Annotated in this window: 8 protein-coding genes; 7 read left to right on the top strand and 1 reads right to left on the bottom strand. The window is 72.6% G+C overall.

Annotation, left to right across the window (positions count from 1 at the left end; genetic code table 11):
- Positions 1-72: 72 nt before the first annotated feature.
- Positions 73-957, bottom strand: coding sequence for a hypothetical protein (locus tag AQJ91_RS10830; protein WP_067018968.1), 885 nt, complete (start codon positions 955-957; stop codon positions 73-75).
- A 73-nt stretch (positions 958-1,030) separates the two neighbouring features.
- On the opposite strand from AQJ91_RS10830, the gene AQJ91_RS10825 reads away from it, so the two are divergent.
- From AQJ91_RS10825 to AQJ91_RS10795, 7 genes are all read left to right on the top strand, one after another.
- Positions 1,031-2,242, top strand: a complete 1,212-nt coding sequence (locus AQJ91_RS10825) for a glycosyltransferase family 87 protein (protein WP_067018965.1) — start codon at positions 1,031-1,033, stop codon at positions 2,240-2,242.
- Positions 2,243-2,445: 203 nt separating this feature from the next.
- Entirely contained in the window at positions 2,446-2,889 is a 444-nt protein-coding gene (rplM, locus tag AQJ91_RS10820; RefSeq protein WP_067018962.1) for a 50S ribosomal protein L13, read from the top strand.
- Positions 2,890-2,931: 42 nt separating this feature from the next.
- Entirely contained in the window at positions 2,932-3,444 is a 513-nt protein-coding gene (rpsI, locus tag AQJ91_RS10815) for a 30S ribosomal protein S9 (protein ID WP_067018959.1), read from the top strand.
- Positions 3,445-3,632: 188 nt separating this feature from the next.
- Positions 3,633-4,991, top strand: a complete 1,359-nt coding sequence (gene glmM, locus AQJ91_RS10810) for a phosphoglucosamine mutase (protein WP_067018956.1) — start codon at positions 3,633-3,635, stop codon at positions 4,989-4,991.
- A 169-nt stretch (positions 4,992-5,160) separates the two neighbouring features.
- Positions 5,161-6,708 carry an acyl-CoA carboxylase subunit beta gene (locus tag AQJ91_RS10805; protein WP_407696843.1) on the top strand — a complete coding sequence of 516 codons (1,548 nt, stop codon included), beginning with the start codon at positions 5,161-5,163 and terminating at the stop codon, positions 6,706-6,708.
- 153 nt (positions 6,709-6,861) lie between these two features.
- Positions 6,862-8,922: a fatty acyl-AMP ligase gene (locus AQJ91_RS10800; RefSeq protein ID WP_234382027.1), complete on the top strand. Its 2,061-nt coding sequence runs from the start codon at positions 6,862-6,864 to the stop codon at positions 8,920-8,922.
- Positions 8,919-12,977 (top strand): type I polyketide synthase, encoded by a 4,059-nt coding sequence (locus tag AQJ91_RS10795; RefSeq protein WP_067018950.1) that lies wholly within the window; start codon positions 8,919-8,921, stop codon positions 12,975-12,977. The genes AQJ91_RS10800 and AQJ91_RS10795 overlap by 4 nt, the downstream gene beginning before the upstream one ends.
- Positions 12,978-12,989 lie beyond the last annotated feature (12 nt).

Raw genomic sequence — 12,989 nt, 5'->3', positions numbered from 1 at the left:
CCCCTCAACCCTGGCACCTATGGATGGTCCATGGGGGAGTTGTGAGAAATATGCGGTCAGGAGTCAACCGGGCTACCCGTTCGCAGCGGCCGACGCCTGGGCCTCGCCCCGCTTGCGGATCTGGTCGTACGCGAAGGCCTGCAGGTTGTCGCCCGCCTGGAAGACCTTCGTGTCCTTCGTCGTCACGTCCTCGCCGTTGATGAAGCCGGCGCTCGTGAAGTAGGCGTAACGCCCGTAGGAGTTGGTGGTCGTACGGCAGATCGCGGCGTTGCAGAACGGCTTGATGCCCTTGCCGTCGAGCGACTTGATGCTGCTGGCGTCGTCGGCCTGCTTCTTCGCCCTGATCGCCTGCGCCTCGGTGTCGAAGACGGCGACGCCGATCGTGACGGCGATGCCGTCCTTGACGTACGAGACGCGCAGCACGCGGGTGCAGCCGTTCGACGTCAGGACCTTCGGGAGGGTCTTCTGGGCAACCGACGCGCAGTCCGTCGTGTCGGCGGTCGCGCCCTTCTTGTACACGGTCTCGCCCGCGGTCACCTGCGTGCCCGGGAAGAGGATCTCCGCGCTGAGCGGGGCCGTGTCCTTGTTCTTGCTGGAGATGAAGTCCTTCGGGTCCAGCGGCGGCGGGGCGCTCGTCGGCTCGAACGACGGGGCCGGGGCGTTGGACTCGCTCGGGATGTCCGCGGTCGCGGGCAGCCCGTTGGTCGGCTTGTTCTCGTTCTTGCCGCCGTTCGACGACACCACGGCCACCGCGACGGCGGCGGCGATCCCCACGGTGGCGAGCGCGCCGCCGACGATGAACACCAGCCTGCGCCGCTTGTTGCGCGTCTCCGACGCCTCGGCGAGCGCGGCCCAGTCGGGCGTCTCATCGGCGCCGCCGGTCCACGGCTGCTGCTGGGATTGCGGTTTCCAGGGATCCCACTGGGACTGGGGTCCCCCCTGCTGCCCAAAGCTCATGGGCCGCATCTTAGACGGGCAAGGGGTGTGCCGGTCCGCCTCAAGAAGCTCTCGGGCCCCTAGCGTTCAGTCGATGAGCGAGGGCAAAAGCGACATCTCCGGGTGGTTGGTACGACGGGCGTCCTGGCATCTGTGGGTGGTGCTCGTGGCGGTGCTGGGGGCCGGCGCGGCGCGGGTGGCCCGGGCGAGGCCGGACGGCGGCATGGACAACGCGATCGTCGTACGGGCGGCGCGGACCTGGCTGGCGGGTGGTTCCCCGTACGACGACCCGCACTTCCTCTATCTCCCTGGCGCGGTGCTGGCCGCGGCCCCGCAGGCCCTGCTGCCGCTGACGGCGCTGCGGGTGCTGGTGCCGGTGGCGGTGACCGGCTGCCTGGTCGCCGGCTGGGCCTGTGCCCTTCGTCACCACGGGGTGGGGCTGCGCAGCCGCCTCGCTGTGCTGGGGCTCGTCGGGCCGGCCGTGGGGTTCGCGCCCTTCGCGCACCTGGTGCTGCTGGCCAACTGGACCGCCACCGCTGTGGTGGCCCTGCCGCTCGCCCTGCTGCTGGCGGGACGGGGACGGTGGCTGGCCGCCGGAGTGGTGCTCGGCGCGGCGGTGGCACTGAAGCCGTTGCTGGCCCCGATGGCGCTGCTGTTCGTCCTCGCCCGGCGGTGGCGGGCGCTGGGCGTGATGATCGCGGTCCCGGCGCTGGCGTCCACGGCAGCGGCACTGCTCCTCCCCGACCCGGCGGGCTTCTTCACCCGCACCCTCCCCTTCCTGCTGCACGGCGACGACGGCTTCGTACGCCTCTACGAAGCCTCGCCGGCGGCGGTCCTGCCCCGGCTGGGAATGCCGGGGGCCCTGGCGGAGGGGATCGCGCTGCTCGTGGCGGCCGGGGGCATCCTGGCCGCCCATCGCCGCTGGCGCCGCGCCGACCCCGGCCCGCTGCGACTCGCGGAGACGGCGGCGGCCCTGATGCTCTCGGCGCTTCTTGTCTCACGCCCGTCCTACGACCACTATCTGCTGGTCGTTCTGCCGCTGCTGCTGGCAGGGCTGCCGTATATGAGCTCGGTCACCCGCAGCCCCTGGTTCTGGCTCGCCCTGGTCCCGCAGCTCCCGGCCCTGACCTGGCCCTATCTGGAACCGGCGCAGCGCCGGGCCTTCAAGGACGCCCTCACGCTGTGCACTCTGGCGGTCACGCTCGGCCTCCACTGCTGCCGTATGCCTCGTAAGCCCCGCATCCCTGGTAGCTTCGTCGCACAGCGACGGGAGCAACGGGCGCCCACCGGCGATGCCGCGTTTTGACCCTTCCGCGTGACCCCGGTAGTCTGCTTGTTCGTTGTGTATTGGCTTGCTCATTCTCACGGGACGGGCCCTTACACCGGTCCACCGGGCCGATGACCAGCGACCAGCACGCGGTTTGCGTCACCGCAGTGCGGTCAGGGCTGTCGTGATCGTCTTTGGTGACCTGTCAGGACCACTCACTGAAGAAGCGAAGGCTACGAACCGTGCGTACGTACAGCCCCAAGCCCGGCGATATCACCCGCCAGTGGCACGTCATCGATGCCCGGGACGTCGTCCTGGGTCGCCTGGCGACCACCGCCGCCACCCTTCTGCGGGGCAAGCACAAGCCGATCTACGCGCCGCACGTCGACGCTGGTGACTTCGTCATCATCATCAACGCCGACAAGGTGCACCTGTCCGGTAACAAGCGGACCCAGAAGATGGCGTACCGCCACTCCGGCTACCCGGGTGGTCTGCGCTCCGTCCGCTACGACGACCTGCTGGCCAACAACCCCGAGAAGGCCGTCGAGAAGGCCGTCAAGGGCATGCTCCCCAAGAACACCCTGGGCCGTCAGATGCTCTCGAAGCTGAAGGTCTACGCGGGCGAGAACCACCCCCACGCTGCTCAGCAGCCGGTTCCGTTCGAGATCACCCAGGTCGCGCAGTAAGTCCGGCCACCCCCTAAGACCGTAGAGAATCTGAGGAGCATCGTGGCCGAGACCACTGCCGAGCAGCCGCTCGAAGAGCTTGACATCGACAGCTACACCACCGAGTCCGAGGTCCCCGTCGAGGGTGAGTACACCTCGGAGTCGCTCGCGTCCCGCTTCGGCGAGCCCCAGCCGGCCGCCGGCCTGGGCCGTCGCAAGAACGCCATCGCCCGCGTCCGGATCGTCCCGGGCACCGGCAAGTGGAAGATCAACGGTCGCACCCTCGAGGACTACTTCCCGAACAAGGTGCACCAGCAGGAAGTCAACGAGCCGTTCAAGGTTCTCGAGCTCGAGGGCCGCTACGACGTCATCGCCCGCATCGCCGGTGGCGGTGTCTCGGGTCAGGCCGGTGCGCTCCGTCTCGGTGTCGCCCGCGCGCTGAACGAGGCCGACGTCGACAACAACCGCGGCGCGCTGAAGAAGGCCGGCTTCCTCCGCCGCGACGACCGTGCGGTCGAGCGCAAGAAGGCCGGTCTCAAGAAGGCCCGCAAGGCCCCGCAGTACAGCAAGCGCTAAGCTTCGCTGCCTGCAGCTCGTACTCGCAGTACCTCGACAGTACGCAGTACGTCAGAACGCCCCGGCGGCACGCCACAGTGCCGCCGGGGCGTTCGTTTATCACTGCCACGGGCGTATAACGGCACAAGACGCTCAAAGGCTCACGTGATCGGATGATCTCCGAAACCGACGCTTTCTCAGGAGGACAAGTGGGACGACTCTTCGGCACGGACGGCGTGCGCGGTGTCGCCAACGCGGATCTCACGGCCGAGATGGCGCTCGGTCTGTCCGTCGCGGCGGCCCACGTACTGGCCGAGGCGGGCACCTTCGAGGGCCACCGGCCGACAGCGGTGGTCGGACGGGACCCGCGCGCGTCCGGGGAGTTCCTGGAGGCCGCCGTGGTCGCGGGGCTGGCGAGTGCGGGCGTGGACGTCCTGCGGGTCGGCGTGCTGCCGACGCCCGCGGTCGCCTACCTCACCGGCGCGCTCGGCGCCGACCTCGGCGTGATGCTCTCCGCCAGCCACAACGCCATGCCGGACAACGGCATCAAGTTCCTCGCCCGCGGCGGCCACAAGCTCGACGACGAGCTGGAAGAGCGCATCGAGACCGTCTACGAGGAGCACCGCACCGGCGCCCCCTGGGACCGGCCGACGGGCGCGGGCGTGGGGCGCGTGCGCGAGTACGAGGAAGGGTTCGACAAGTACGTCGCCCATCTCGTCGCCGTACTGCCCAACCGCCTCGACGGGCTGAAGATCGTCCTCGACGAGGCGCACGGTGCCGCTGCGCGGGTGTCGCCGGAGGCGTTCACGCGGGCCGGGGCCGAGGTGATCACGATCGGTGCGTCGCCGGACGGGCTCAACATCAACGAGGGCTGCGGCTCGACGCACCTGGGTCTTCTGAAGGCCGCCGTCCTCGAGCACGGCGCCCACTTCGGTGTCGCGCACGACGGTGACGCCGACCGGTGCCTCGCCGTGGACCACACCGGTGACGAGGTCGACGGGGACCAGATCATGGCCGTACTCGCGCTGGCGATGCGGGAGCGTTCCGCACTGCGCTCCGACACCGTTGTCGCGACTGTCATGTCCAACCTCGGCTTCAAGCTGGCCATGGAGCGTGAGGGGCTGAAGATCGTCCAGACGGCGGTCGGGGACCGGTATGTGCTGGAGGAGATGAAGGAGCACGGGTACGCGCTGGGGGGCGAGCAGTCCGGGCACGTGATCATTCTTGATCATGCGACCACTGGTGACGGCACCCTGACCGGGCTGTTGCTGGCGGCGCGGGTTGCTGAGACCGGGCGTACGTTGCGGGAGCTGGCGTCGGTGATGGAGCGGTTGCCTCAGGTGCTGGTCAACGTGCCGGACGTGGACCGGTCCCGGGTCGGCGACTCGGCCGAGCTCGCAGCTGCCGTTTCTGAGGCGGAGCGGGAGCTCGGATCCACGGGGCGGGTGTTGCTCAGGCCGTCGGGGACCGAGCCGTTGGTGCGGGTGATGGTCGAGGCCGCGGACATCGAGCAGGCTCGGTCTGTGGCGGGGCGGCTGGCCGATGTGGTGAAGTCGGCGCTGGGGTAGTGGTTCTTGCCCGGTAGCCCCGCTCCCCTGGCGGCGCCGCACTTCCGGTCTCTTGTCACAGCGGGATGAAAAGGCGTCGCTGAGCACTCAAATCCCCCACACGTCACCCTGATTCGCCGAGTCCCCCGCTCTCGCGCTGCCATATTCGACAACCACTTCGGAGGTGGTTGTGACGAAAGAGGTTGTGCACGGGCCCGTCGGCACCGCTGGGCGCATCGCTGATCTGGGCCGCCGCGAGGAGCAGGCGCTGGTGGGCGGCGGAGTGAGGAGGCGGGGGGAGTTCGGGGCCCGGGAGCGGATCGAGCGGCTGGTGGACAAGGGGTCCTTCAGCGAGACCGGGCTGTTCGTCCGGGCACGGCCCACCGGTGACGGTGACCGGCGGCCCTACGGCGACGGTGTCGTCACCGGGTACGGCACTGTCGACGGGCGTCGGGTGTGCGTGTTCGCCCAGGACTCCTCCGTGTTCGGCGGGAGCATGGGCGAGGCGTTCGGTGAGAAGACAGTCGCTCTGATGGACCTCGCCCTGAAGACCGGCTGCCCGGTCATCGGGCTCAACGACTCCGGCGGTGCCCGCATCCAGGAGGGCGTCGCCTCGCTCGCCCTCTACGCCGAGCTGGTGCGCCGCAATGTGCAGGCGTCCGGGGTGATCCCGCAGATCTCCGTGGTGCTGGGGCCGTGCGCGGGCGGGGCCGCCTACTCGCCCGCGATCACCGACTTCACGGTGATGGTCGACGGCGCCTCGCACATGTTCGTCACCGGCCCCGACGTCATCGAGGCGGTCACCGGCGAGCGCGCCACCGCCGAGGAGCTGGGCGGCGCCCGCACCAGCAACGCCGTCAACGGCAACGCCCACTTCCTCGCCGCCGACGAGGAGGACGCCCTCGACACCGTACGCGACCTGCTGGCGTATCTTCCGGCCAACAATCTGGAGCGGCCCCCGGAGTACGCGCCCGGGGGCGCACCCGCCGGGGACGGGCTCGACTCCGTCGTCCCGGACCGGCTCGGGCAGGCCTACGACATGCGGGAGGTCCTGCGGGCGGTCGTCGACGACGGTGAACTGCTCGAGGTGCAGGAGCTGTTCGCGCCGAACATCATCTGTGCTCTGGTCCGCGTCGAAGGGCAGTCGGTCGGCGTCGTCGCGAACCAGCCGCTGCACGCCGCCGGTGTCCTCGACATCGACGCCTCCGAGAAGGCCGCACGCTTCGTACGGTTCTGCGACGCGTTCGGCATCCCCTTGCTGACCTTCGCCGACGTGCCGGGCTATCTGTCCGGCGTACGGCAGGAGCGGGGCGGCATCATCCGGCGCGGCGCCAAACTGCTGTACGCCTATGCCGAAGCCACCGTCCCCAAGGTCACGGTCGTGGTGCGCAAGGCGTACGGCGGGGGGTACGCCGTGATGGGCTCCAAGCATCTGGGGGCCGACATCAACCTCGCCTGGCCCACCGCGCGGATCGCCGTGATGGGCGCCGAGGGCGCGGTGGGCGTCCTCCACCGGCGCGAACTCGCCGCCGCCGACGATCCCGAGGCACTGCGCGCCCGCCTGGTCGCCACATACGAACGCACCCACGGCACGCCCTACCTGGCCGCCGAACGCGGCTACGTCGACGCCGTCATCGCCCCCCGCGACACCCGCGACCACATCTGCCATGCCCTGCGTGCCCTGCGGGGCAAACGCGCACCCCTGCCGCAGCGCAGGCACGGCAACATCCCGCTCTGACCAAAGGGATGCGGAGGGCGCTGCGCGGCCGACCCGGTGAGGGCCCGCAAGCCCCGCGCATCCAACCCCCACAGTCCCCGACCATCCCCGCATCTGACCCGCCCGGAACGGCAGTTGCCGCCAGCCGATCCCGGACGTGAGGAGCCACGCCAGATGGACAGTCGCCGCCCCCCGCTCGTGCCCGCGTGCCACACCCTGCCGCAGTACGTGCGGCACTGGGCCGAAGCCGCCCCGGACCGCCGGGCGTTCACCTTCGTCGATCACCCCGCGCCGCACTCGCGCGGCGTCCACCGCACGCTGACCTGGCGGCGCCTGGACGTGCGTGTGCGTGCGCTCGCCGCCCGGCTCGCCCAGGAGGCGGAGCCGGGGTCGCGGGTCGCGTTGCTGTGTCCGCAGGGGGTGGACTACGTCACCGGGTTCCTCGGGGTGCTCGCCGCGGGGATGGTGGCCGTACCGCTGTATCCGCCGGGCCTGCCGGGGCACGCGGACCGGCTCGCGGGTGTCCTGGCCGACGCGCGCCCGGCGGCCGTGGTGACCACGAGCCGCACCCGGCAGGAGGTGCGGGACTTCTGCGAGCGGGTGGGCGGTTATGACGGCGGCGACGGCGGTGGTGGCGGACGGGGTCGGATGCCCGTCGTCTGCGTGGACGAGGTCGCCGACGACGAGGCCCGCAACGCGCGGCCGGTCGAACCCGACGCCGGAGCCACCGCGTATCTGCAGTACACCTCCGGCTCCACCCGCGCTCCGGCCGGCGTGGAGATCACCCACGCCAACGTCGTCGCCAACGCCCGCCAGGCACTGACCGCGTACCGTGTCGACGTCCGTTCTGTGACCTGCGTGGGCTGGCTGCCGCTCTACCACGACATGGGGCTGGTGCTCAGCGTGGCCGCCCCCGTGGTGCGGGGTCTGCTGTCGGTGCTGATGGATCCGGCCGCCTTTCTGTACGAGCCCGTGCGCTGGCTGAGGTTGCTCGCCGCGCATCCTCGTGCCCTGAGCGCCGCACCCAACTTCGCCTACGACTACTGCGCCTCCGCCGTCACCGACGCCCAGAAGGCGGACCTGCGGCTCGACGGGGTCGCCGCGCTGATCAACGGCAGCGAGCCGGTCCGCCCCGGCACGGCCGACCGCTTCCACGCCGCCTTCGCCGACCAGGGGCTGGCGCCCACGACACACTGCCCCTCGTACGGGCTCGCCGAGGCCACCGTCTTCGTCAGTGCCGCCCGGCCCGGTGTACCGCTCAGCCGGTTCGCCCTGGACCGCGACGCCCTCGCCGCGGGGAAGGCGCTGCCCGCCCGGCCGGACGACCCCGGGGCCGTGCTGCTGGCCGGCTGCGGGACTCCGGCGGGGCAGTGCGTCCGCATCGCCGACCCGGTCGGTCGAGCCATGCTGTCCCCGGGTGAGGTCGGCGAGATCTGGGTGCAGGGGCCCAACGTCGGCAACGGCTACTGGAACCGGGAGGAGGAGAGCGAGCGGGTCTTCGAGGGCGGGTTCGCGGACGCCGGAGTCGGGTCGGGGCAGCGTTGGCTGCGCACCGGTGACCTGGGGGCGGTGGTGGACGGGCAGCTGATCGTCACCGGTCGGCTGAAGGACCTCGTCATCGTCGATGGCCGCAACCACTACCCGCAGGACCTCGAGGCCACGGCTCAGGAGGCGGATCCGGCCGTGCGACGGGACCGGCTCGCCGCGTTCGCCGTGCCCGGCGTGTCGGGAGAGCGGGTCGTGGTGGTGGCCGAACATGCGCGGACCGTGGTCCTCGCCGACCTCGACGTACCGGGCGTGGTGCGGGCCGTGCGCGGCGCCGTTTCCGCACGGCACGGCCTGCGGCTTCACGACGTCGTGCTCGTTCCGCCGGGGACGGTCGCGCGTACCTCCAGCGGCAAGGTGTCACGGGCGCTGACGCGGGCGCGATACCTGGAAGGGGCGTACCGGGAGATCGCCGATGTGGGGGCGGGCGGCGCGGCACAGGGCGATGCGACGGCCGGTCACCAGCCGTCGGCCGACGCGGCGGGGGGCGGTGGGTCCCCGGTCCACGCGCCGGCCGAGCGTGGGCCGGCGGCAGACGTGTCGACGGGCGGCACGGCATCGGTCGACGCGACGGCCGACCACACGTCACCGGCCGACGCGGCGAGCAGCACACCCCCGGCCGTCATCCCGGCGCACGGCACGCCACCCGTCGCCCCGGCCGTCAATGACGCCGCGAGGGCCGCCGGATGAGGGCCGTCGACGCGGGCGCGCTGCGGCGGGTGATCGCCGAGCGGGTGGCCTCGTGGAACGGTACGGCGCCGGAGGACGTGCCGATGGACCGGCAGTTGGCCGATCTTGGCATGTCGTCGCGGGACGCCGTCGCCCTGGCCGGGGAGCTGTCCCGGGTCACGGGCTGCGAGCTTCCGCCGACGTTGTTGTGGGAGGCGCCGACCGGTGAGGCGCTGGTGGCGCGGCTGTGCGGTACGGCCCCCGGGCCCGCGCCGCTCGTCATGGCGCCCGGCACGCCCGCCGAGCCCGTCGCGGTGATCGGCGTCGGCTGCCGGCTGCCCGGCGGGGTGCACGGCCCGGACGACTACTGGCGGCTGCTGTGCGAAGGCGTCGACGCGATCCGGCGCGTACCGGAGGACCGTTGGCGCGACTTCACCGCCTTCCCGCCCGCCGACGCGCATCCGTACGGCGGCTATCTCGACGACATCGCCGGGTTCGACGCGGACTTCTTCCGCATCACGCCGCGCGAGGCCGCGGTGATGGACCCCCAGCAGCGGATCCTGCTGGAGGTCGTCCACGAGGCGCTCGGCCACGCCGCTGTCCCGGCCGCATCCCTGGCGGGCACCCCCACCGGCGTCTTCGTCGGCGTCTCCGCCCCGGAGTACGGCCAGCTCACCGGCGCCGACCCGGCCGCCGTCGACCCCTGGGCACCGGCCGGCGCGGCCCTCAGCGTCACCGCGGGCCGGCTGGCGTACGTCCTGGACACGCGCGGGCCCTGCCTGGCCGTGGACACCGCCTGCTCCTCCTCGCTGGTCGCCGTGCACCACGCCTGCGTCAGCCTGCGGGCCGGCGACAGCGAGACGGCGATCGCCGCCGGAGTGAACCTGCTGTTGTCACCGTCCGTCACCGTCGCCTTCCAGCGGGCGGGCGTCCTCGCGCCGGACGGACGGTGCAAGCCGTTCTCGGCCGCGGCCGACGGTATCGGGCGCGCCGAGGGCTGCGCTGCCGTGATCCTGAAGCGGCTGTCGCACGCCGAGCGGGACGGCGACCGGGTGCTGGCGGTGATCCGTACGACGGCCGTCAACTCCGACGGTCGGTCGAACGGGTTGATGGCACCCAACCCAGCCGCCCAGCGAGCCCTGTTGGAGACCGCGTACACGCGGGCCGGGCTCACCCCGGGAGAGGTCGACTTCGTCGAGGCGCACGGCACCGGCACCCCGCTCGGAGACCCGATCGAGGCGGGCGCGCTCGCCGCGGTGCTCGGCGGTGGCCGTGACCCCGACCAGCCGCTGTTGCTCGGCTCCGTCAAGGGCAACCTCGGCCACCTGGAGTCGGCCGCGGGCGTCGCCGGCCTGGTCAAGACGGTGCTCGCCCTGCACCATGACGTGATCCCGCCCTCCCTGCACTGCACGGACGGCAGCGCGCTCGACGACGACCGGCTGCGCGTGGTGACCGAGCCCGAGCCATGGCCCCGCTACGGCGGCACGGCCGTCGCCGGAGTCTCCGGGTTCGGCTTCGGCGGCACCAACGCCCATGCCGTACTGGAGGAATGGCGGCCCGTCGGCCCACCACCGACATCGGCCGACGAGCCCGCTGTCCGGCTTCACCTCCTCTCCGACGCCGATACCGGGCGGGTGCGCGACACCGCGGCCCGGGTCGCCGACTGGCTGGACACCAGTGCCGCGCACCCGGCGGACATCGCCCGCACGCTCGCCGGACGCACCGCCCGGGGGCCCGTACGCGCCGCCGTGGCCGCCCGCGACCGGGCCGAACTCGGCGATGCCCTGCGGGCCCTGGCGACGGGCAGCCCGGACGCACGCGTCGCCACCGGCGACCGCGACCTCGTGGGACGCGGCACGGTGTGGGTCTTCTCCGGCTACGGCTGCCAGTGGCCCGGTATGGGCCGCCGACTGCTGGAGGAGGAGCCCGCGTTCGCCGCCGCCGTGGAGAAGCTCGACCCGCAGCTCGCCGCGGAGTGCGGCGGCCTGTCCCTGTACGACCACCTGATGTCCGGCACCGGCCTGGACCGCCTGGAGACCGCCCAACCCCTGCTGTTCGGCCTCCAGGTGGCGCTCGCGGAGCTGTGGCGTTCCTACGGTGTCGAGCCCGCGGCCGTGATCGGTCACTCCATGGGCGAAGTGGCCGCCGCCGTGTGCGCGGGTGCCCTGGACGTGCCGGACGGCGCGCGCGTCGTCGCGGTACGCGCCCGGCTGCTGAGCGGACTGCGGGGTGGGGCGATGGCCGTCGTCGACCTCGACGATTCCGAACTCGGCCGCCTGGCCGAGGACTTCCCGGGCGTCCATGTCGCCGTGCACTCCTCGCCCCGGCAGAAGGTCGTCACCGGTGAGGAGGCGGCGGTGGGCCGGCTGGTGAGGCTGCTGGAGAAGGAGGGCCGGGCGGCCCGGTCGATGCGGGTCGTCGGTGCCGGGCATTCCCCGCAGGTCGACGGGCTGCTGCCGGAGCTGGCCGACGGGCTGGCCCATGTGTTGGGGCGCCGGCCGCGGCTGCCCGTGTACTCCACCGTCCTCGACGACCCACGCGGCGAGAGTACGTTCGACGCCGCCCACTGGGCCGCCAACCTGCGGCGGCCGGTTCGCCTGGACCGGGCCGTCGCGGCCGCCGCCGCCGACGGACACACCGCGTTCCTGGAGATCTCTCCCCATCCGGTCCTCACGGGTGCCGTCACCGACTCCGCGCCCGGCGCCCTCGCCCTGGCCACCCTGCGCCGTGACGCCGACGGATCGGCCGCGTTCGCCGCACAACTGGGCGCGCTGTACGCCGCCGGGCAGCGGCTGCCGCTCCCGCCCGGCCGGGTCGTCGACGTGCCCGGGCCGCGCTGGCGTCATGTGCGGCACTGGTGGACGGACGGCAGGACGGGCGCGGCTGCGCCGGCGGCCGGCGCGTCACGGGCCGGCCGCCCTGCGGACGCGACGCGGCCTCCTGCGGTCGTGTCCGCACCACGCCATGGCAGGACGGGCGAGCCGTCCGCCGAGGGCACCGCGCACACGGCGGTCCCCTCCCCGGTCCTGGACCGCCTCAGCCACCACATCGCCGCCGTCAGCGGCCATCCCCCCCACCGCATCACCCCGGACACCGCTCTCGCCGGCCTCGGCCTCGACTCGCTGATGGCCGTCCGCGTCCGTACCGCCCTGGAGCGCGAGTTCGGCATCGAGCTGCCCCTGCGCGACCTGCTCGGCGCCGCCACCGTCGGCGAGGCCGCCACCCGTGTCGAGCAGGGCCTTCCCCAGTCGGCCGGTGGCGTGCGGCCGCGTCCCCTGCGCGCCACCGGCTCCCGTCCTCCCCTGTTCCTCGTGCACGCCGCCGGGGGGCCGACCACCGTGTACCGGCCGCTCACCGAGCGGCTCGGCGACGAGCAGCCGGTGTTCGGGCTCGACAGGATCGAGGAGGCCCGCACGGTGCCGGAGAAGGCCCGGCTGTACGCCCGGGCGATCAGCACCGCACACCCCGACGGGCCGGTGCTGCTGGGCGGTTGGTCCTTCGGGGGGTTCGTCGCCCAGGAGACCGCGCGGCAGCTGGCCGACGCGGGACGGGGCGTACAGCTGCTGGTCCTCATCGACTCCGTACGCCCCCTCGTCCACCCCGGCCTGATGTCGGCGGACCGGGTCCGGGCGCACTTCGAGGGCTTCGCCGCCCACGTCGCCGACACCTACGGAGTCCGGCTGGAGCTGCCGTACGACGACCTCGTGGCGATGGACGACGACGAGCAGTGCATCGACACCGTGCTGAAGGCCCTGGGCGCGTCCACCGAGGTGCCGCCCGCCGCGTTGGAGCACCAGCGCGCCTCCTACCTCGACCTGAGGATCGGCGAGGCACACCGTCCGGGCCCGTACGACGGGCCGGTGGTCCTGTACCGGGCCGGCGCGCCCGCCCCGCACACCGTGCGCGACCCCGCCTACGAGCGGGCCGACGAGGCGCTGGGCTGGGACGAGGTGTGCCCGGACCTGGAGGTCGTCCGGGTGGCCGGACACCATCTGGCGCTGCTCGACCCGCCGTACGTCGACGAGATCGCCGCCCATCTCGGCCGGGCGCTCGACCGACCCAGCCCATCCCCCTGACCACAACCCGAG

This window comes from Streptomyces dysideae (genome assembly GCF_001514305.1).
In the GTDB taxonomy this organism is placed as follows: Bacteria; Actinomycetota; Actinomycetes; order Streptomycetales; family Streptomycetaceae; genus Streptomyces; species Streptomyces dysideae.
This window is presented reverse-complemented; position numbering and strand designations above follow the sequence as displayed.